Consider the following 20,363-nt stretch of genomic DNA (forward strand, 5'->3'; position numbering starts at 1 on the left):
AAACACAACACTATGGCAGAATTAGAAAACGAAGTAGAAGTAGCCAATGAGCTACACGCAGCTTACCAGAAGTTAGAAGCCGAGATAGGGAAAGTCATTGTAGGCCAGAAAGATGTGGTGAGACTAATGATTACCTCGATTTTCTGCGGAGGTCATGCACTACTCGTAGGAGTTCCTGGTTTGGCCAAAACTCTACTTGTTCAAACCATAGCTAAATCTCTTGGGCTGGAATTCAATCGAATTCAGTTTACTCCTGACCTGATGCCCTCTGATGTGCTAGGCGCAGAAACGTTGGATCAGGAGCGTAATTTCCGTTTCATCAAGGGCCCGGTTTTTGCCAATGTGATTCTGGCGGATGAGATTAACCGTACTCCTCCTAAAACGCAATCAGCACTACTGGAGGCAATGCAAGAGGGAGCAGTTACCATAGGAGGTAAAAACCACCAGTTAGATAAGCCGTTCTTCGTACTGGCCACGCAGAACCCGATCGAGCAAGAGGGAACCTATCCACTGCCTGAAGCACAGCTGGACCGGTTCATGTTTATGATCAAACTAGAGTACCCTAGTCTGGAGGATGAACTTAATATCATCAAGCAAACAACTACGGCGGTAAACAGTGAAGTAGAAAAAGAGCTTTCTAAAGCCGACATCCTAAAGTTCCAACAACTCGTGCGCAAAGTACCTGTAGCCGACAATGTATTTGAGTACATCGTTCAGCTTGTTCACAAGACTCGCCCACAAACAGCGCACAGTGCAGCCATCAGTAACGAGTATCTGGAGTGGGGAGCAGGGCCACGTGCGAGTCAGTTTTTAGTCCTGGCAGCCAAATGTAACGCCTTAATCAATGGCAAATATTCTCCAGATATAGAAGATGTAAAAGCTGTAGCGGAGCCTATTCTACGACATAGAATCGTACGAAACTTTAAAGCAGAAGCAGAAGGAAAGTCAGAGGAGATGATAGTGCAAGAGCTTCTTTGAAGCCGCTCAGTCTTTTTTGACCTTACCTAGTTCTGTCCCCATTACATCATTGTAGAGGATACGCCCACCTTCTATGGCCAGTAAGATGAAAGGAAGCCCAAAGAGCTTTTGGAACCCCTGGTAGCAGATGACGTACATCATTTCCCAGTCGAGAAGCTTACCGACAACACTTCCCAGCACCAGTGTGGACACCACTACAGTGAGGCCAAGAGCTACCCAGTTGCGTACTTTACGGTTATATCGAAACAGCAGGAAGATGAAAGCAATATGCAAGAAAAAATAGAGTGGGTAGTAAATAAACCAACCTAGGATAGTCTCTTCCCAAGAACTCGTCTCTCTAAATTCATTTAACCACTTCCGTAATAGATCCCCTTTGACACCAACCAAGTAAAGCAACTCGTATACGGAATTTGAAAACAAAGACATGACCCACAACTTAAAAAAGCCAAAAACAAGAATCAGAACAAGTACTACAGTAGCGTAAGTATTTCTTTTCATATTTAGTTTTTTGCTATCGCCGAATAACGATTTAACCAATAGCGCCAAATAAGAAATACGACCCCATAAACTACAAATACATAAGTGTACTTATGATTAAACTCAAAAGTCTGCTGGAAAAATTTATAGTTGAGGGAAAGTACAATTTCACGGAGTACATTCACAAGAAACACTACGCCAATACCTATAGGGATAAAAAAAGCTTTATAACGAATGGGCCCTGGAAAACAAAGTAGAAAACCAGCATAGAGTGCAAAGAGCTCCAGTCCATTACATGCATCTGCCACGAGTACCACCGGTTGATTATCAATATAAATCAAACTACCCTCACCAGAAGTTTCATAGCCCAGCAGGTCTAGACCTATTACTGTCCCCTGTATCACCAGATTCGTCAACCATGCATTTAAGCTCCCCTCGGGCTGAATAAATCCATAATATACCACCAACCAAAGAGCATACAAAGCAACCGCACGTACAACGAATACCTTTAACAGCCGTTTTCTTTCCTGTTTATCCATTCAGGAAAAGTAATTAAAACTGCTTTAAAAAGCGCAAGTCATTTTCAGAGAACAAGCGAATATCATCTATTTGATATTTCAACATGGTGATGCGCTCTATGCCCATCCCAAAAGCAAAACCACTGTACTCTTTAGAATCGATCCCGCACGCTTCCAATACATTTGGGTCTACCATTCCAGACCCCCCAATTTCTACCCATCCAGTGTTTTTACAGATTTTACAACCATTTCCCCCACAAATGAAACAACTAATATCTATTTCCGCGCTAGGCTCGGTAAAGGGGAAATACGACGGTCTGAAGCGTATCTGAGTTCCTTTACCAAACATCTCTTGTGCAAAATGATAAAGCGTTTGCTTCAGGTCTTTAAAAGAAACATTCTTATCAACATACAAGCCTTCAACTTGATTGAAAAAACAATGGGCACGTGCAGAAATGGCTTCATTGCGATATACCCGCCCAGGCATAATTGATCGGAATGGGGGCTGACCATGCTCCATTAATCGTATTTGCACATTCGATGTATGTGTACGAAGCAAGGTGTCAGGGTTCTTCTCTATGAAATAGGTATCCTGCATTTCTCGTGCAGGGTGGTTTTCTGGAAAATTTAAAGCAGTAAAATTGTGAAAATCATCTTCAATCTCCGGCCCCTCTGCCACATTAAAGCCTTGACGTTCAAAGATTTGAATGATGCGATTTTTCACTTGTGATAACGGGTGCATAGAGCCAACGTCCTCCCGGGATGGAAGTGTTACGTCAATGTCTGCAGCCTGATCGTTCGCATTTTGCGCTTCCAATGCATCAACAAGCTCCTTAAATTTTGTCTGAGCATTTTGCTTTAACACATTCAGCAAACTCCCCATCTCCCGCTTCTGCTCATTTGGGACAGATTTAAACTCATCAAAGAGCCCAGCAAGCACACCTTTACGACTAATAAATCGAAGCCTAAATTTCTCTAAATCTTCATTTGTATTCGCTGTAGCAGTCGATATTTCGCTCAGGTACGCTTCTATCTTATCCTTCATGGTCTCTGTATGGTGTTCTCTACCTTTTTACTTAAATGGAGTCTCCATTTAAGACAGCAAAAATAATAAAGTCGGATAGTCTTACGCAGATTTACTCATGTAAACATCCATATCACCAGAGACACTTGCACTTTTAGCGAGTCTTAGCTTTCGAAGCAGTAAAATCTCAAAAGGCAAGGTCAACAAAACAGTCACGCCTAGTGCACAGATCAGAAGTGGTCCGTTGGTCATCCAATTACTCAAATACAGTGTACTCGAAAAGATGATTACGTTGAAAATAAGTAAAACAAGTGTCGCTTTCGAGTGATTCAGGCCTAACCTTAATAATCCATGATGTAAGTGATTGCGATCGGGATCAAGAGGATTTTTGCCATTCCGAAATCGTATAGCAAACACTCTGGATGTATCGTAAATAGGAAGTATCAGAAGTGCTATAGCTAACCCAACCGTGGCATCTCCTCCAAGTGTAACTCCATCAAACACAATAGTGCCCGAATTGATAAATTTTATCGCCAAGGAAGAAATCATAAAGCCCAACATAAGAGAACCAGTATCCCCCATGAAAACTTTAGATGGATGCCAATTGAAAAATAGAAATGCTAACAATGCTCCAATAGCCGATATACAAACCACAGCATAAGTCGACTCCCCAATACTGAGAAAAGACCAACCTAAAACTGACAAAATAAAAACAGCAACGCTTCCTGCCAAGCCATCTATGCCGTCAATTAAATTAAAACTATTGGTTAGACCAACGATCACAAACAATGAAAGTGGGATGTGAAACCAGGCAGGCATCTCATATATCCCAAAAATGCCATAGAAACCCGTAAGCTTAATGTCTGTAAAATTCACAACCAATACTGCGGCGAATACCTGCGTCAACAACTTATTCTTAGCAAGTAGGCTAGATATATCATCTCGAACCCCTAAAATAAATATGACCACCAGGCCAAAAAGAAAATATTTGATTTCTACTAAACCTGCGAGAGGCACAGCCATCAGCAAGGCCATCATAAAACCAATAAAGATGGCTACTCCCCCCAAAGATGGAGTACTTATCTGGTGGACTTTTCGTCGATCTGGGATGTCCAAAAGATCTACGGAGCGACTGACTTTTATAATTACTGGCAGTAAAATAAAAGTCATAAGAAAGGCGGCGATGATAGATAAGGTCAAATACATCAGTTAGTGTGTTGACTATACCTACGAAAATAGCCATATATCTGGATTTCGTACTATTCTTTCGCTGAATAGTGATTTTCAGGTGGTCAGCACACCGAATTCATGGATATACCTCTAATAGGCGTTTTCCGACCCTCGGATAATTGAGATGACCGTCAATACGATAATCTTAAAATCCAGCAATAAGGACCAGTTTTTGACATAGAAGCGATCCAGTCTTACCCTACCACTCATATCACTAAACTGAGCTGTTTCCCCTCTGAATCCTTTTGCTTGAGCCAAACCAGTGATGCCAGGCTTTACTGCATGCCTCTGAATAAACCGATCGATTTTTGGCTGAAATTGTTCATTAAGTTTAATCGGATGAGGTCTAGGCCCTACCACAGACATATCTCCAAGAAATACATTTATAAATTGAGGCAACTCATCGATACTGGTTTTGCGTAGTATCGCCCCCACTTTAGTAATCCTCGGATCATTTTTTGTCGCTTGTTTAGAATCAGCCTCCTGATTCACTACCATGGTTCGAAATTTCCAACAAAGAAATGGCTGATTATCTCTTCCATTTCTATTCTGCTTGAAAAATATTGGACCCTTCGATTCAAGTTTGATTAACAAACCAATGATAGGAATCAACCAGGAAAAAATGAATAATATAACCAGAGAAGAAAAAATCAAATCAAACCCGCGTTTAATTGCCTGGTTCAACCGATTGTCAAGTGGAATAGCACTTACATTGATAATTGGGATATTCCCGTATTTCTGAATAGTGAGGTTTTTATGACCTAGCCTGCTAAACTGAGAGATAATCTTAATTTTGATCAGATTGTTTTCAGCAAAATCTATCAGACCTTTTATCTGCTCATCATACAACCTCGGCAAGCAGCAAAAAATCACATCCACAGCATTGCCTTTTATGTAGGAAGCTATTTGATCAATAGTACCCAGGTAGCGCCCTCTAGCTTTTTCAGTATCATCATCAAAATAACCGATAAACTTATACCCCAGCCCCTTATTTACTCTAAAGTGAGTTTCCAGTTCTATAGCTAACTCCCCGTACCCAACGATCACTACATTTCGCGTATTAAAACCTTTTCGACGATAGTACCGAATGAAGAAATGCCAGCATGTCCTCCACAAAATCAATAAAACTGTAAAGGCCAGGTAAGTCATGAAAAGGTGCTGCCTTGAATAATAGAACGGTTTGGCAACAAACCAAAGCGCAAACACTATGGAAAGGTTTATCACCAATCCAGTAAGCACTTTATTGATATGATCAATCAATCTGTACTCACGACTAATCTCATGAAGCTTGGTAGAAAAGAAAATTACTAACCAAACTCCATTCAAAATGAGCTGCAGGGTGGTATAACTGTCGTTTTGGTAAAAGACAGTCCCAAAGCGAAAATAGTTTGCGATAAATATCCCTGCATTTAAGCAGAGTAAATCTGCAAGCAAAAATAAGATCGGAAAAAATCGTGAGTATCTCTGGCCAGGCATATTCCTTCAATTAGCAAACGCAAATATAGCTAATTGCGTGCCAATTATTTACCACCCCGATTTATCCACTGAATCGTATACTGAACGAATACCATCCAAAAGATCAATCTTGGGTTTCCAGCCCAACTTTCTCAAACGAGAACTATCCATTAATTTTTTCGGTGTACCGTCTGGCTTGCTGGCATCAAAAACTAGCTTTCCTTCAAAACCAACAACAGCTTTGACAGTCTCAGCCAATTCCTTAATACTAAGATCCGATCCAAACCCAACATTTATGGTTTGTCCATCACTGTAGTTCTCCATTAAAAAGAAACACGCTTCAGCTAAATCGTCTACATGAAGAAACTCTCTCAATGGCGAACCTGTACCCCATACTACCACTTCTTTATCTCCATTGATTTTGGCTGAGTGGAATTTACGAATCAATGCCGGTAAGACATGTGAGTTATTTAAGTCATAGTTATCATTAAGCCCATACAAGTTTGTAGGCATGGCACTGATGAAATCAGATCCATATTGATCCCTATACGTTTCGCAGAGCTTGATGCCCGCTATTTTCGCTATAGCATAGGGTTCATTAGTAGGTTCCAATGCCCCGGTCAGTAGGCTGTCTTCATGAATGGGCTGATCCGCAAACTTTGGGTAAATACAAGAGCTTCCGAGAAAGAGCAATTTCTCTACCCCAGCTGTATATGCCTGATGGATCACATTGGCCTCAATCATGAGGTTTTCGTATAGAAACTGGCCTCTGTATATATTATTAGCATTGATGCCTCCAACCTTAGCTGCCGCTAAAAACACGTATTCAGGTCTTTCCGATTCGAAAAAAGCCTTTACAGCCGATTGGTCTGTCAAATCCAACTCTTTCGATGTTCGGTATACGAGGTTCGTATACCCCTCATTTTGCAGTTTTCGAACGATGGCAGACCCTACCATCCCTTGATGACCCGCTATGTATATTTTAGAGTTTGTATTCATAAATTAAATAGAGCCTGCTGAAAAACTAGCCGTATTAAAACACCTAAAACCCGTTCAAAACTATAATTGAACGGGTTTTGTAGTTGCAAGAGGTCTTAATGTAAGTTCAATGGCTGATATCCATGCGTTTCTTAGTTGTTGCATTGCTGAAAAAGTAAGGCACAGGGGTTGCTCCCCGGCCAATTTGACCAGTTTGAGAACCAAGATGATGGAGGCAATCCATGATTGACTGGTTTTTTTCAACCTGGCTCTGATCCGGCTCATTCCGTACCCATTTTTAGCCTGGCCAAATTTCCCTTCAATAGGATTTCTTTCCCCCGGTCTTACGTGCTTTCCCACTGCCTTAGAGGATGGTCTACCCAGTGGTTTGGCCGCCAGCATGATTCCCTTTTCTTTGAGGCTTTTTCTGTTAGCTCGGCTACAGTAGAGTTGATCTGCAAGTACTCTGGCTGGATAGACCCCAAACCTTTCTTTGTATTTTTCCACGTATTCCATCAGATGGCTACCTTCATTGAAAGCGTCCCATGATATCAGCAACTCCTAAACTATTGTTTATTTTCTATTTGTTCTAATATCCATTTATAGGTTTTCTCTGTACCCTCACGAAGTGACATATTTGGAGCCCAGCCGAGCTTTTCTCTTATTAATCTGTTATCAGAGTTTCTTCCTGCAACACCTGTAGGTCCTTCGATATTAACTATAGTCAATTTCTTACCAGAAATATCAACAATCATTTTTGCGAAATCATTAATTGAAATCATTTCCTCGGAACCAATATTTACAGGACCAATAAAGTCAGAATCCATTAATCTTCGAACTCCTTCTACACATTCATCAACTATCAAAAATGATCTAGTTTGTTTTCCATCTCCCCATACTTCAATAGCTCCTCCATCAGGTGCCTCTGCCACCTTCCTACACAATGCGGCTGGAGCCTTCTCCCTTCCACCGTCCCATGTTCCCATGGGACCAAAAATATTATGGAATCGTGCAATTTTCACATCGATACCATGATTTCGGTTGTAGGTAAGATAGAGCCGTTCACTAAACAGTTTTTCCCAACCATATTCACTATCCGGCGCTGCAGGATAAGCGGAATCTTCGGAACATTTAGGGTTGTTTGGATCCATTTGATTATATTCAGGATACATGCAAGCTGAGGAAGAATAAAATATCTTTTTTATCCGTTTTTTCTTTACTTCTTCCAATACATTTAAGTTACAAAGCGCTGAATTGTGCATTATATCAGAATCGTTATGTCCGGTGAAAACAAAACCTGCACCACCCATATCTGCGGCTAGCTGATAAACTTCATCTAAATCATCACTTACCACTTCAGACACTATATTAATATCTCGCAAATCACCTATAACAAATTCATCTGCATTGTTATTCCCATATTCATTTGACTTTAAATCAACTCCTCTTACCCAATAACCTTCCTCCTTGAGTCTATTTACAAGATGGCCTCCAATAAATCCACCTGCTCCACAAACTAGTGCTTTCTTCATATTTATCTTTTCAATTTTTTCAGTATTAATTCCGCAAAATTATAATAAATGAACAAAGGAACAATTTTAAAGTATCTCTTCCACAACCTTCTTGGTTCTACCAACAATCTAAAAAACCATTCTAAAGCATTTTTTTGCATCCATGCTGGAGCTTGTCTTACATTGCCAATATGGAAATCAAAAGCTGCTCCAACACAACATACAAAATCTACATTTGTATATTGTGAAAGATACGCTGCAAATTCTTCCTGCTTAGGAGTACTTAAACCTATCCATACAAAATTTGCTTGTGATGCATTGATAATCTCCGCAATTCCTTCATAATCGTATTCTTGAACCGGCTGAAATGGAGGACAATATGTTCCAACAATTTTTGCTCCAAACATATTTTCACACACATCCTTAAGCTGATCTGCCACCCCTTCTTGCCCTCCACACAAAAAATGAGCCACATTGCTCTTGGAAGCTTTCATTGTCTCCATGAAAAAATCAGGTCCATAGCACCTTGTCATTTCTATTTCCCCCTTAAGTCTTCCTACCCAAACTCCAGGCATACCATCAGGTAGGTTTGTATAAAAGGATCGAAGAATTGACTTGAAGCTGCTATTTTTCTTTGAATGCACAAGTCCATGAGCTCCAGACGCACTTACACATCTCGATCTCCCATTATTTACTTCGGCAAGCAACTTGGGTACAATTTTATCAATACTCCCAACATAAAGTGGAATTTCTAAAACCTCAGTAGATTTCATCTTTCAACCATTTGGAGGTAATTTCTATTCCTTCTTTCCAATCAATCATCTTTTCACCGACCTCATTAACGGTTTTACCCATTGGAGCAGGGTTACTTGTCGTCATACTTCTAAATCTACTTGAAGTAATAGGGAATTTAATTCCTAAACTGGAAAGCACATCACCGCATAGAGCCAAACCATATACTACACTTGTATTCACCGTTCTTACATCTCTACCGCAAAGTTTATTAGAAAACTCATTCACCCAATCAAACAACAGTATAGGCTCATCACCTACATAGAATACCTCCTTATCCAAGCGATCGATGTGTTCTATAAAATGCATTACTTGATTGCAAATATTCATTACATATCCATAAGATCTAATCACACCTTTTTTATTTGGGTGTATATATTTCCCCTCATATAGTACTCTCCAGAACTCAGATGGATATCTTAAATGCCACTTCCCCCAAACGTTAGTCGGCCTAATAATCAACCACTTGAAATTATAATTTCCTGAGATAAGATTCTTTTCTGATTCAACTTTGGATTCCCCGTATATAGTATGTGGTTTGTACTCAAAAAAATTATTTAATGGAAAATCAGTTTGATTAACAAACTGAGTAGAAGTATGAATGAGACTCTTCGTTGAACTAGTTTTACTTGCTGCCTTAAAAACATTCTCTGATCCTTGAATATTTACGGCATAATCCTCAAGTTTAAGATGAGGCTCACAACTTGTTTCTGCTGCCAAATGAATTACACAATCGGGATGATGCTTACTAAAAACCAATTGTAAACTACCATAATCAAGTATGTCGCACTTCTCCCATATAGAATTTTTAAACTTTTGTTTTGGATTCGCGGTATCCACATTGACAATCGATACGTTCGGATAGTTATCAAGTAAATATTCGTGAAAGTTAGTCCCGATAAATCCAGAACCCCCTGTTATTAATATTTTCATGCTAAAAGTTTTTTATAAATTTCAACTAATTGTTCATAAAATTTTTCGAATTCAAATTTCTCTTCAAACCTAAGTCTACCATTCTTACCCATTTGAATACGAAGTTCTTCTGATTCAATCAGTTTTAAGAGAGCTTCTGCGAGCTTCAGATGATCGTTAGGAGGCACCTTAAGCCCAGTAACACCTTCTTCTATCTGCTCAATAGTTCCTCCAATATCAGTGCCAATCACAGGCCTTTCTAAGGCCATTGACTCAATTACAACACCTCCAAAAGGCTCTGGAAGGCAAGAGGTTAAAACTGATACATCAAGAGCCAAATAAGCGGCTTTAATATCTTCAACGCCTCCAGTAAAAATCACCTTGTCTTCAACTTCACATTCTTTTACTAATTCCTTTAGAGCATCTAATTGATCATTATTTCCAGGGAAGGGATCTCCTATCATCAAAAATCTTAGATTATCGTAATCACGTAATTCCCTGGCTGCCTTAATCAAAACCTCCTGTCCCTTTCTATACAATTTTAGCCTTCCAACTACGCCGATGTTCGTTGTATCACTAATCCCCCAAACCTTCTTAAATTGCTCAACCCGATCTTTTGATATTCCTTCAAATTCCTTCTTTGGAAAACCATTATATAAAACCCTAACCTTTCTGTTTTTGATCTTAAGCCTAAATTGTTCAGCGATTGGCGTTGATACTGACAGAATAAGGTCTGAATTCCTTAACATTATTTTTCTGTAAAAGAGCCACAATAATCCAAATTCTTTAAATGATTCTCGAATGTGCCAGACATGAGGTATTTTACATTTTCTGGTCACAAACCCTGGAGTAAGAATCAGTGCAGTATTGGTATGAACTAAGTCAGGAAGATACTGATTTAGCAAAGCCCTAAATTCCTTTCGAGATGCTAAATACTCCTTAATGAAAAGGTAAAAGGATTTAATACTTTTGAAGGTTTGTCTATCTACACATGCCAAGTTCGGCATAACTTTTACTTCTATGTTATTAGACTCCAATTCCTCTATCAGTGGGCCGTCTTCTTTCAAAATCACTAAAACTTCGTGATTATCTTTTACCAGCCGAGAAGAAAGTCTTAAAAGTGATCGACTAGCACCATACAAATCTGCAATAGAGTGGACTAAGATAATTCGCATGCTAAAAATCCTTTATGACAAACTTCATTTTTCCTTTTATATCAGGTATTTCCTTTACTATTTCATAACTCAAAGATGCTTTGCCTCCAGTCTTTTGGATCAAAGAATATTCTATTTTCTTAAGTAGTGTATCTAAATTATGTGTTCCTTTAGGTACGACCCTAATTAGTATCTGATATTCACTTTTTTGAACTACTTGAAATCTCTTCACCTGATCAACATAATCATCAAAAATAGTTGTTAAGTATTCCCCTGATATAACTGTACCACCAATTAATAAATTATCAGTGATTCTTCCCTTAACCTTCTCCATGAGTGGCAAACTCATCCCACAACTGCATTGAGTCTTATCGCTATACTTACCTCTATCACCATTCTGATACCTTATAAGTGGAAATGCATAATCCTCTAAATCAGTCACCAACAGATCGCCGATTCCGTAATCGTCTTTGTTAATAAACTCAACTTTTTTAAGGTCTGACAAAACATGTAACCCCTCTTTATTTGGACACTCTGCTGCAATAAAATAGACTTCACTGCACCCATATTGATCACAAACTGGGGAATTAAAAGCTTTACTTATTTTTTTCTCCTGCACAGTCGTAATTGGAGAAGCTGTTAACCAAACAGTTTTTGGAGACGGGACTTTTATGCCATTTTCAATAATGTAGTCAGCAACAGAATCTATAGCTCCAACATATCCATGTACCATCTTAGGCTGATGACTTTTTAACCCATCGATAAATTCTTTGATGCTTTTTTCACAAATATTAGTGGCATCCAGCGAAATCAAATTTTGAGGCCAATAGATAAGTTTCATTGCGGCCTTGTGAAAGTTAGAGTAAGGTAACGGCCTATATGCGGTAGCTATATTATCAGTTGGATCAATGTCCCACCAAGACTGAATTCTCCACTTTTGAGCCTCTCTTACCACTCTTTTATGTCTTCCCACTCGTAAAGGAACTCCAGTACTTCCACCGGTTGTGATATCCTTTAAATCATTTTTACTGTATGTTCTAGATATTAGTGAGTCATAATTATTTAGTATGTCAGCTTTAGTCAAAATAGGGACTTGTTTGTAAAATTTCTCTGAGCTAATGTCTCTGGGATGCAATCCAATACTAGAAAACTTCTTATTGTAGAATGGAACTGTTTCATACGCATGATTCAGTAATTTCTTAGTTCTTGTCCAACTTAACTGCGCTAATTCTTCAGTAGAAAGGAATTGATTCCTTATACTTTGCTTGTATGAGACAAACGCAGAAGGTTTAGCAAAGCTATATTTTATTAAAAACTGTATAGTCTTAATATCCATTTTGACTACTATTTTTAGATGACAAACCCATGATAAATATCAAGTTCAGGAATATTGTCAAAGAAGCAAACTCTAACCATAAGTCCATAATTAGTTGAGAAAATAATAACACGGTCAAAATCGGGATCGCTCCTACAAAAGAAATAATAATACTCTCAGATCTAGTATTTCTAATGCTGTATAGAATTCTAAACAAATACATCAAAATGATAAACCCAATCAATCCAAATTCAGCTATTACCGATAATAAAGAACTAGAGGGCATTGCTAAAACAGAGCCTCTGAATCGAGCTTGCTGCTTATCATTCCACAATGGAAATATAATTTGTCTAGTTTCATTAGACATTGATATCGGAAAGTACGATGGATGCGGATTCAGGTAATCTCCTGTCAAGATTAAAGCAGCTCTGCTTGAATATTGACCAGCACCTAAACCAAACATGAATGTACCTATATCCTTCTTCACGACCTTTTGATAGGTCTGCTCAAAAGCAAATATTTTCTGAAACTTATATTGATCTGAAAAATCAACAGAAATAAGTCTTTCAATAACTATAGATATTAATTTGAAATTGCCAGGCTGGACTTTTGCGAACAAGATTGTTCCAAATATTGATATAACTATAAATACGGATACTTGAATGAATGTTGACCTAACCCTCCTTTTATTAATCTTAAAAAATACAAAAGCATGAATGAAAGACTTAAAAAATTGTATTGAATAATAAAAGATGAGTGCTATTGTTGCCATGATAATTCCAATCATGTAACTAGAGATTAATGCTCCGAGAAAGGAAGCAAGAATTGCTATACTAATAAGATTAATGTTTCGAGTGTATTGCCTGCTTATTGTCTGATAATTCAACAACAATAAAAAGCCTTGAAAAAGCATCTTTATAGAGTATACATGTGAGCTTTGAGACAATGTAGTCCCAATAACTTTGTCCCAAGCGTTTCCTGTAAATTCTAGTTGGAAGCCTTGGAAAAGGGCTAACTGAGCTAGACCTATAAAAAATTCAACAATTGATAACCATGCCACAGTTCTAAATAGAAATTCATAATCATCCCTATCCAAGTATCTAAAACGAAATAGATACATGTAGAATGGTAGTAGAAGCAAAAGAGATAGGCTTACATTGTAAAACGACTTTTCACTACCGAAAACTAGGCCAATCCCAACATAGAATATGGTAAAAAGCAAGACTTGTAGGAAAGCATTTCGATTAGCATAAATTTTTGTCGTAAAAAACCCAACAAGAAAAATTAAAAGCGGGATGATATGTACCAGAGGTTGCATAAAACCTTTTATTGGCATCCATGAAAGTACTAAAAGAGCAAATATTATTGACTTATTTCCCATCAAAAGTCGATATAAATACCCTCCTCTGTTTTTCTAATCTCATACTTCCCTTTCTGGATGATATCAATTTCTTCCTGCGATATAATCTCCAGGGCTCTGGTAAGCGTTGTTTCAATTTTGGCATTACTGAGTCTAACAGGATTACCCACATCCGCTTGATTTCTATTTCTAGCGAATGAAGAAATATAGTTATCAGTTTTTGTCTTGTTTTCCAACAAGACAGCACTTCTAACCAACTTGTCTTTTAGCTGTGATAAAACTACATTTTTAATGTTAGTTATCTGATCGCTTAAGTTATAATTAGTTTTTCGAGTATCTAGAACATCTTTTATAGCAATTGCATTTCTTAGCAACGACTTGTCATTTCCTCCATACATATACTTCTGAAGGAGCTCCTTACGTTCATTCGAAGGTTTAAATGTTATTCCGTTACTTATTTTTTCAATAATGTTTATGAATTCATTTTTATTGATCCATTCGAATAACTCAAAGTATTTTCCTTTTCTCTCTTCTGGAAGTTCATGGAGATTAAGATTAAATACTTGTTTATCCATAACCAGTGCCTCAAACAAAGAGGTAGAACTGTATGAAAACACCAAATTCGCATTAAGTAAATCATCAGTAAAATCGCTATCTCCTACAACTGAAATGTTACTAGATTGATTTAATAAACTGTAAGCATTTTTGTCTTCTCCCGGATGTATTCTCATTCGGAAATTAACATCTTTAAACTTACTTGCGGCATCATTTAACCAATCAATCAGCTCTTGTCTTGCTACGTAATAATCATGATTTATCGCTGATTTATAATCAGCATGATAATTCTTTTTAAACTTAGACCATTGCTTCTCATCCATGTCACCCAGAGAAAAATCAGAGACTATTAATACCGTCTTATTTTGTGGATTGTCAACGATATTCTGACTATTAAGATTAGTGGATACCTGTAGTTTAGGATTGCCAGTAATATAAATTTTCTCAGGAGCTATATCTGACTGATTTATTAAAAGATCTGAAAAGAAAGAACCCCAGACAAAATGTGCAACAATGTGCCTGTTGTATTTGCTCTTAAATTTTGTGTTTAATTTTTCTTCATAAAGTGCGGGATTAATTATTTGCTCGGCATGAGTTGCAACCATTCTTGCTTCTGATCTCATTGCCCTGGAAAGCTGTTCAGGCGTCCGCTTTACGTTATAACTCGGAAGCATCATGACATCTGATTTTTCGCTTGTTCGTCTTAAAAAATCATACCCAAATGCGGAATAAAAAAAATTATAATTATCTAGCTCATAAGAAATTCCTACTGATTTTAAAAGAATTCCTATGCATGTATTAACAAGTGTCTCTCTCAGCGCATTATCTACCAAAAATGTTGCTTTCATTAAATATTCTCCTTATGTCTGATTTATTAATTAAGTAAGTGTATAACAAGAAACACACAATAAATAGAATGCACTTCAAAAACGTGCTAAATACAATCCCTCCATGAAAATCAAGAAAACCTGCACAAACTACCATGCCAACACCAACTATTGTTTTAAAGAAAAAGAGTAGTATGGATTTAATTTCGTTCCATTTAAAAGTGGGGTAAAGAAAATTCAATCCAACAAGCAGTCCAATAAACAAAAATATAAAGGAAAGCACACTTCCGACAGCCACACTTAAAATATCAAACTTATATTCCAATATAAGTAAGCTGAAGCAAACATTAAGAAACAGTGCAATCAAAACAATTAAGAGTCTTTTCTTCTGTTTATTGAGGGTGAAATAGACATTCGTGATTATACCCCCACTAAAATAAAATATGTGTCCTATTAGCAGTAACCTGGCTGCATCAATTCCTGGCTTATAATCAGTGAGAAACTCTTCAGTAATAATTGGAATAAGAATATATATAATTCCAATCACGGAAGTGTAAAAAAAGACCAGTATTTGCGAGTAATTCAAAATTATTTTCAAATTAAAAAAAGCTTTGTCCTTACCATATTTCGCTGAAAACGAAGTGTATAGAACTGAATTAACAGAGCCGGATATTAGTATTAGTGGATTTATTAGTAAATATGCCAGTCCATAAAGTCCCAAAGATATATCGTCAAATAAGTTTGCAATAATCAGACGATCTGATAATGTAATTAAATAATTCGAAATAACGATCAGCAAAATAGGTGAACCGTCAGAAATTAAGTTTTTGAGTGTATGATTTTTGATCCCAAAGTTAATTTTAGCTTTATTAATTCCTTGAGTAACCAGAAGTGTTAGAAAATAGCGTATCAATTGACCTATTAAAAAACCCAAAAATGAAAGTTTATAGGCTAAAAAAATGCTGATAACTGAAAAAAAACCGCTTAAAAATGAAATTAAACCGACTTCCTTAAACCTGTTTTGGCCTCTGAAAAGGATCCCAATATTGTAGGAAACTAAGTTGAAAAGGAGAGCGGGTGCGAATAAATAACAATAAGCCGCTTCAATATTCAGTAAAGCTGGACCAAATAATATAAACAACAAGACCAATAGTCCTCCCATCAACCATGAAAAACTATACGCATTACTTTGAAAGTGATTTGCGGTTTCGATTTCCCCTTGAGCAATGAAGATCGGCAAACGCCTTTGGATACTTTCTGAAGCCCCCAGTTGAAAAATGGGGCTAAATTTTAAAATAATATTGAAAATCATCCAAATTCCCCACTTCTCTGGTCCCACTAATTTAGCAACCAGAAATGCTGCTGTAAAATTGAATAATCCACCAAGTGTGGATCCCGAAGCAAACCTAAGAATGTTCTTTACTATAGAATTCAAGATCTGTTAATAATCGTTTCTGCTAGTAGCCAATCATGCTCGGTATCAATATCAATCGAACTTATTTCATCCATGACATACTTCCGAATTTTTTTGAAATCAGTCATTGGACAATTCACGATGGATTCCTTATTAAGGATATAGATCGCACCATTAAATTCCCATACCTTCGGGCAATCTTGCCTTCTGGTGAATCGCCCAATCTTAGACTTCTGAAGGAATTGATCATCATCTTCTTCATAGAGCACATAATAAGGATTTGACTTAGTTTCAGTGACTCCCACCACCATGTCAAGATCATCTGAATAAATATCCAAAGCTTCCTGTATATGCTTATCATTTCTAAACGGAGAAGTAGGTTGAAGTAGAACTATCGGATCTGAAGATTTTTCCATGCTCTCCAAAAAATTAACTGCATGCAAAATGACATCCCTTGTTGAGGAGTTGTCTGTTGCTAATATACTAGGCCTTATAAAAAACACCTTCAATCCGGTTTCTTCAACGACAGATTTGATCTCTTCGTCATCAGTAGAAACTATGATTTTTTCATCAGGGAACACTTTTCTTGCGGATTCAATAGCATAGTGAATCAATGGTTTTCCTGCTAATTTTCTAATGTTCTTTCGCGGTATGCCTTTCGATCCACCTCGTGCTGGAATTAATGCAAACATTAGAATTTTATATGTTTAATATCTTCTTGCGCTTTTTGGAAATCCTCATGTTTTCCAACATCCAGCCAGTATCCTCTTAACGGATAGGAAGTCACCTTCATTCCACGGATAATCATATCTTCAACCAAATCGGTCGCGTTATAAAACTTCCCTTTTGGTATGAGATCAACCACACTTCTTTTCATGAGGTAAATACCACCATTTGAAAAGTAGGTGTACGTTGGTTTTTCCTTAAAATTTTGTATCGATCCGTCATTGGATGTTTCAATAACCGCATATGGAATATTTACACGATAAGGAATTGTGACCATGGAGAGGTCAGCCCCACTTGAAATGAACTCCATAAAGAAATGCTCATAATCAAGATTAGTCAGTATATCCGAGTTTGTAAGGATCAAATAATCATGGTGAAATTCTTTTACTAATGAAAGTGAGCCTATGGTACCCAATGCTTCTGGCTCTTTGACAAAACCAATATTGATGTTGTCATCATCTCTTTTTTCAAAAAAATCGATGAGTTGATCACCCAAATAATTTACCGTTATCCAAAAATCATCAACACCATAAAGCGCCATCCGATCTACATTATGCTGAATAATTGGTTTATCACCAACCTTAAGTAATGGTTTCGGAGTTGTATCAGTCAACGGCTTTAATCTGGATCCCTTCCCTCCCGCCATAATCACCACATCTACGGGTAAATAAGATCGAATATGGCGAAGGTTGATCACGTTTACCGGAACATGATTTTTGTTGAGAATAGGAATAATGGTAATTTTTTTATCTCTTAATTCAATGATGTCATTGATACTGAAGTTTCCTTTGACAACAAAATGAGGATTTTCTTGAATGATATCATCGACTTTGTGATCGATTGAGATATCTTCAAGTAAACCCCTTCTCACATCTCCATCTGTCAAAGAACCTTTTAATTTATCGTTCTCATCCACCACAAATAATATTGCATCAGATGCAAGGTCATTAAGCTGCTTGAGTGCCTCTTTAATAGATGTTCCGGACTTTATTAGATGATCTTTAAAGTTTCTCATTCAGAATATTTAAAATTTTAGAAACTGTACCTTTTTTATGATATAAATTTTCACCTAAGAACCTTCCATTCTTCATTATTTCTTTGTGGCTCTTTACAATTTCTTTTTTTTCAAAAGTAACGTCTATTACATTACCACTTCTTAGCCTTCCAGCTTGTCGATTTCCAACATTAATAACCATCTTTTGGAAGCTAGCAGCCTCAATGATGCCACTTGAAGTATTACCCAGCAAATATTCTGAACTCTTCATTGCAGCAAAATAATTTAGCCTTCCAAAATTCTCAACTATTGAAAACGAATTTGATGCAAGTTTCTTTAATTCAATAAACTTCGTCCTAAAGACCGAAGCGGAAGTATCAGCATTTGGCATTGTAATAACCACATGAACATCCTCAGAAATAGAAAGTAATGATTCACCAATAATTGAGGCAAACTTTGAGTTATCATCACTGTTCACTGTTTCTGGATGGATCGTTACTAAAACAAACTTTCTAGAATATGGAATTGAAAACTTTGCTGCTACCTCTTTCCATGATGGAATGTCTTCTTCTATCTTATCTAAACTGATTGAACCAACTGGAAAAACACTATCACATGAACCTATAATTTTTGAGATCTTATTACCAAATAAATCTGTCGTTGGAAAATGATAGGTTGAAGCCAAAGTAATTTGGTGTCTATAAATATTGTCAATAGCTCCTAATGTTGTTTCTCCTCCATGAATATGGGCAATCTTAATCTGGTAAGGAATAGTAGACTGAACTGCCGCAGACATCTCAAAACGGTCTCCCAATGCAAAAATCAAATCATAATAATTACTTTCCCATATGTCTTTAAAGTTTTTGACAATGTTACCATAACTTTCCACTATACCAGCTTTAGCATCATCATCTAATAAGCCTTCAACAGTAATAATGTCTCCAAATTCATCCCGTTTTATCTCATTTATAGTTTGACCATACTTCTCCAATAAATGCATACCGAAACATATAATCGTTAGTTGAAATCTGTCATGATTTGACAAGGCATTTAGGAGAGGTTTATAAATTCCATAATCAGCTCTAGAACTTGTTAATACCCCTATTTTCTTCTTAACAATCACTTTAAGTCCGCCTCTGTTAATTTATGATATTGATTTAATTCATGAACTACAACCTTACCTACAACACGTTCCCAATCCATCGGATTAATCCCGTCTCCTGGTCTAAGAGGAATCAGATCGCTTTCTTCCAAAACTTTCCCTTTTTTAACACCTCTGGCTAAGTGAATACTTTTTCTAGCAATCGATATGTTTTTCAATTCACTTAATGAAGGCTCTTTTTTTCCAGTACCTCCAATAGCCTTTTCTATGTTCCGTATCGCTTTTACCATTTCCAATAGCTCGTCTGGTTCTAAAGAAGCAGCGTGATCAGGTCCCTCCATGCTTCTATCTAAAGTAAAATGCTTCTCGATGACAGTAGCTCCAAGAGCTACTGCTGCTACAGGCACTTCAATTCCTAATGTATGATCAGAATATCCAATTCTTACCTTACATTCATAACCAATAGTTTTCATCGCTTTTAGATTAACATCAGAGTAAGGCGTTGGGTATTCTGTGTTGCAGTGCAATACTGTGATATCATTAAGCTCTAGATTTTCTGAAACTAAAACTTGAATTGCCGCTTTTATCTCCTCAATTGTAGACATCCCAGTTGAGAGTATTACCCTCTTCGCAATTCTTGCTAGCCTTTTCAAATAGGGATAATTGGTAATTTCACCACTCGGAATTTTGAACAGTTCCAATCCTAGATCATTTAAATAGTCAATTCCGTCAACATCAAAAGCTGTTGACAAAAATTTAATACCCTTTTTATTACAGTATTCTATCAATTCAATGTGATCACCTTCTGAGAGTTCTAGTTTCTTTAGCATTTCGTATTGACCATCATCTCCATCTTTCATATTTGAAATTTGATAGTCCGCCTTTTTTGCTGACCGGCTTACTAATTTATCCGCTTTGAAAGATTGAAACTTTACAAAATCTGCACCAGCTTCAAAAGCCACGTCAATAAGCGCCTTTGCTTTTCTTAAATCTCCATTATGATTAACTCCAGCCTCAGCTATGATTATTGTTTTTGACATC

20 protein-coding genes are annotated in these 20,363 nt (G+C 37.2%); 1 reads left to right on the forward strand and 19 read right to left on the reverse strand.

Translation table 11 applies throughout. The features are described 5' to 3' along the window. Positions 1 to 12 precede the first annotated feature (12 nt). A complete protein-coding gene (locus tag C7460_RS04600; RefSeq protein ID WP_115866905.1) occupies positions 13 to 978 on the forward strand; it encodes an AAA family ATPase in 966 nt (321 codons plus the stop codon). Positions 979 to 984: 6 nt separating this feature from the next. Here C7460_RS04600 and C7460_RS04605 read toward each other — a convergent pair whose 3' ends face one another. From C7460_RS04605 to neuB, 19 genes are all read right to left on the reverse strand, one after another. Continuing rightward, the gene (locus C7460_RS04605; protein WP_115866906.1) at positions 985 to 1,476 is read right to left on the reverse strand and encodes an XrtX-associated membrane protein; all 492 of its coding nucleotides are present in this window, start codon (positions 1,474 to 1,476) and stop codon (positions 985 to 987) included. A 2-nt stretch (positions 1,477 to 1,478) separates the two neighbouring features. Then, the gene (gene xrtX / locus C7460_RS04610; RefSeq protein ID WP_115866907.1) at positions 1,479 to 1,994 is read right to left on the reverse strand and encodes an exosortase X; all 516 of its coding nucleotides are present in this window, start codon (positions 1,992 to 1,994) and stop codon (positions 1,479 to 1,481) included. A gap of 13 nt (positions 1,995 to 2,007) precedes the next feature. Next, positions 2,008 to 3,018, reverse strand: coding sequence for a phenylalanine--tRNA ligase subunit alpha (gene pheS, locus C7460_RS04615; RefSeq protein WP_115866908.1), 1,011 nt, complete (start codon positions 3,016 to 3,018; stop codon positions 2,008 to 2,010). 81 nt (positions 3,019 to 3,099) lie between these two features. Next, complete coding sequence (locus tag C7460_RS04620) at positions 3,100 to 4,203, reverse strand: MraY family glycosyltransferase (protein WP_115866909.1); 1,104 nt, start codon at positions 4,201 to 4,203, stop codon at positions 3,100 to 3,102. A 114-nt stretch (positions 4,204 to 4,317) separates the two neighbouring features. Further along, complete coding sequence (locus C7460_RS04625) at positions 4,318 to 5,703, reverse strand: undecaprenyl-phosphate glucose phosphotransferase (RefSeq protein ID WP_115866910.1); 1,386 nt, start codon at positions 5,701 to 5,703, stop codon at positions 4,318 to 4,320. A 48-nt stretch (positions 5,704 to 5,751) separates the two neighbouring features. Continuing rightward, positions 5,752 to 6,681: a GDP-L-fucose synthase gene (gene fcl, locus C7460_RS04630; RefSeq protein ID WP_115866911.1), complete on the reverse strand. Its 930-nt coding sequence runs from the start codon at positions 6,679 to 6,681 to the stop codon at positions 5,752 to 5,754. 60 nt (positions 6,682 to 6,741) lie between these two features. Next, positions 6,742 to 7,176, reverse strand: a complete 435-nt coding sequence (locus C7460_RS04635; protein ID WP_245986174.1) for a transposase — start codon at positions 7,174 to 7,176, stop codon at positions 6,742 to 6,744. 50 nt (positions 7,177 to 7,226) lie between these two features. After that, positions 7,227 to 8,192 carry an NAD-dependent epimerase/dehydratase family protein gene (locus C7460_RS04640; protein WP_115866912.1) on the reverse strand — a complete coding sequence of 322 codons (966 nt, stop codon included), beginning with the start codon at positions 8,190 to 8,192 and terminating at the stop codon, positions 7,227 to 7,229. 2 nt (positions 8,193 to 8,194) lie between these two features. After that, positions 8,195 to 8,944, reverse strand: a complete 750-nt coding sequence (locus C7460_RS04645; RefSeq protein WP_115866913.1) for a WecB/TagA/CpsF family glycosyltransferase — start codon at positions 8,942 to 8,944, stop codon at positions 8,195 to 8,197. After that, positions 8,931 to 9,896, reverse strand: coding sequence for an NAD-dependent epimerase/dehydratase family protein (locus C7460_RS04650; RefSeq protein WP_115866914.1), 966 nt, complete (start codon positions 9,894 to 9,896; stop codon positions 8,931 to 8,933). Before C7460_RS04650 ends, C7460_RS04645 begins: the two co-directional genes overlap by 14 nt. Continuing rightward, on the reverse strand, positions 9,893 to 11,050 hold the full coding sequence (locus C7460_RS04655; RefSeq protein ID WP_115866915.1) for a glycosyltransferase: 1,158 nt from the start codon (positions 11,048 to 11,050) through the stop codon (positions 9,893 to 9,895). Before C7460_RS04655 ends, C7460_RS04650 begins: the two co-directional genes overlap by 4 nt. Before the next feature lies 1 nt (position 11,051). After that, positions 11,052 to 12,365: a phenylacetate--CoA ligase family protein gene (locus tag C7460_RS04660; RefSeq protein WP_115866916.1), complete on the reverse strand. Its 1,314-nt coding sequence runs from the start codon at positions 12,363 to 12,365 to the stop codon at positions 11,052 to 11,054. Continuing rightward, a complete protein-coding gene (locus C7460_RS04665) occupies positions 12,355 to 13,725 on the reverse strand; it encodes a hypothetical protein (protein WP_115866917.1) in 1,371 nt (456 codons plus the stop codon). Before C7460_RS04665 ends, C7460_RS04660 begins: the two co-directional genes overlap by 11 nt. Continuing rightward, positions 13,725 to 15,107, reverse strand: a complete 1,383-nt coding sequence (locus tag C7460_RS04670) for a glycosyltransferase family protein (protein ID WP_115866918.1) — start codon at positions 15,105 to 15,107, stop codon at positions 13,725 to 13,727. The genes C7460_RS04665 and C7460_RS04670 overlap by 1 nt, the downstream gene beginning before the upstream one ends. Further along, the gene (locus tag C7460_RS04675; protein WP_115866919.1) at positions 15,082 to 16,521 is read right to left on the reverse strand and encodes an oligosaccharide flippase family protein; all 1,440 of its coding nucleotides are present in this window, start codon (positions 16,519 to 16,521) and stop codon (positions 15,082 to 15,084) included. The genes C7460_RS04670 and C7460_RS04675 overlap by 26 nt, the downstream gene beginning before the upstream one ends. Next, positions 16,518 to 17,192 carry an acylneuraminate cytidylyltransferase family protein gene (locus tag C7460_RS04680; RefSeq protein ID WP_115866920.1) on the reverse strand — a complete coding sequence of 225 codons (675 nt, stop codon included), beginning with the start codon at positions 17,190 to 17,192 and terminating at the stop codon, positions 16,518 to 16,520. The genes C7460_RS04675 and C7460_RS04680 overlap by 4 nt, the downstream gene beginning before the upstream one ends. Then, positions 17,192 to 18,241, reverse strand: coding sequence for a nucleotidyltransferase family protein (locus C7460_RS04685; protein WP_115866921.1), 1,050 nt, complete (start codon positions 18,239 to 18,241; stop codon positions 17,192 to 17,194). The genes C7460_RS04680 and C7460_RS04685 overlap by 1 nt, the downstream gene beginning before the upstream one ends. Further along, entirely contained in the window at positions 18,228 to 19,343 is a 1,116-nt protein-coding gene (gene neuC / locus C7460_RS04690) for a UDP-N-acetylglucosamine 2-epimerase (RefSeq protein WP_221409453.1), read from the reverse strand. Before neuC ends, C7460_RS04685 begins: the two co-directional genes overlap by 14 nt. Beyond that, positions 19,340 to 20,362, reverse strand: a complete 1,023-nt coding sequence (gene neuB, locus C7460_RS04695; protein WP_115867075.1) for an N-acetylneuraminate synthase — start codon at positions 20,360 to 20,362, stop codon at positions 19,340 to 19,342. Before neuB ends, neuC begins: the two co-directional genes overlap by 4 nt. Position 20,363: the final 1 nt, after the last annotated feature.

Source organism: Marinoscillum furvescens DSM 4134, from assembly GCF_003386095.1.
GTDB classification, from domain to species: Bacteria; Bacteroidota; Bacteroidia; order Cytophagales; family Cyclobacteriaceae; genus Marinoscillum; species Marinoscillum furvescens.

Excerpts from the sequence above, each read along its gene's own strand:
- fcl (WP_115866911.1), bottom strand. The coding sequence starts at position 6,681 with ATGAATACAAACTCTAAAATATACATAGCGGGTCATCAAGGGATGGTA.
- neuB (WP_115867075.1), bottom strand. The coding sequence starts at position 20,362 with ATGTCAAAAACAATAATCATAGCTGAGGCTGGAGTTAATCATAATGGA.
- C7460_RS04665 (WP_115866917.1), bottom strand. The coding sequence starts at position 13,725 with ATGGGAAATAAGTCAATAATATTTGCTCTTTTAGTACTTTCATGGATG.
- C7460_RS04605 (WP_115866906.1), bottom strand. The coding sequence starts at position 1,476 with ATGAAAAGAAATACTTACGCTACTGTAGTACTTGTTCTGATTCTTGTT.
- C7460_RS04600 (WP_115866905.1), top strand. The coding sequence starts at position 13 with ATGGCAGAATTAGAAAACGAAGTAGAAGTAGCCAATGAGCTACACGCA.
- C7460_RS04625 (WP_115866910.1), bottom strand. The coding sequence starts at position 5,703 with ATGCCTGGCCAGAGATACTCACGATTTTTTCCGATCTTATTTTTGCTT.
- C7460_RS04620 (WP_115866909.1), bottom strand. The coding sequence starts at position 4,203 with ATGTATTTGACCTTATCTATCATCGCCGCCTTTCTTATGACTTTTATT.
- C7460_RS04655 (WP_115866915.1), bottom strand. The coding sequence starts at position 11,050 with ATGCGAATTATCTTAGTCCACTCTATTGCAGATTTGTATGGTGCTAGT.
- xrtX (WP_115866907.1), bottom strand. The coding sequence starts at position 1,994 with ATGGATAAACAGGAAAGAAAACGGCTGTTAAAGGTATTCGTTGTACGT.
- C7460_RS04635 (WP_245986174.1), bottom strand. The coding sequence starts at position 7,176 with ATGGAATACGTGGAAAAATACAAAGAAAGGTTTGGGGTCTATCCAGCC.
- C7460_RS04680 (WP_115866920.1), bottom strand. The coding sequence starts at position 17,192 with ATGTTTGCATTAATTCCAGCACGAGGTGGATCGAAAGGCATACCGCGA.
- C7460_RS04640 (WP_115866912.1), bottom strand. The coding sequence starts at position 8,192 with ATGAAGAAAGCACTAGTTTGTGGAGCAGGTGGATTTATTGGAGGCCAT.
- pheS (WP_115866908.1), bottom strand. The coding sequence starts at position 3,018 with ATGAAGGATAAGATAGAAGCGTACCTGAGCGAAATATCGACTGCTACA.
- C7460_RS04660 (WP_115866916.1), bottom strand. The coding sequence starts at position 12,365 with ATGGATATTAAGACTATACAGTTTTTAATAAAATATAGCTTTGCTAAA.
- C7460_RS04670 (WP_115866918.1), bottom strand. The coding sequence starts at position 15,107 with ATGAAAGCAACATTTTTGGTAGATAATGCGCTGAGAGAGACACTTGTT.
- C7460_RS04650 (WP_115866914.1), bottom strand. The coding sequence starts at position 9,896 with ATGAAAATATTAATAACAGGGGGTTCTGGATTTATCGGGACTAACTTT.
- C7460_RS04645 (WP_115866913.1), bottom strand. The coding sequence starts at position 8,944 with ATGAAATCTACTGAGGTTTTAGAAATTCCACTTTATGTTGGGAGTATT.
- C7460_RS04685 (WP_115866921.1), bottom strand. The coding sequence starts at position 18,241 with ATGAGAAACTTTAAAGATCATCTAATAAAGTCCGGAACATCTATTAAA.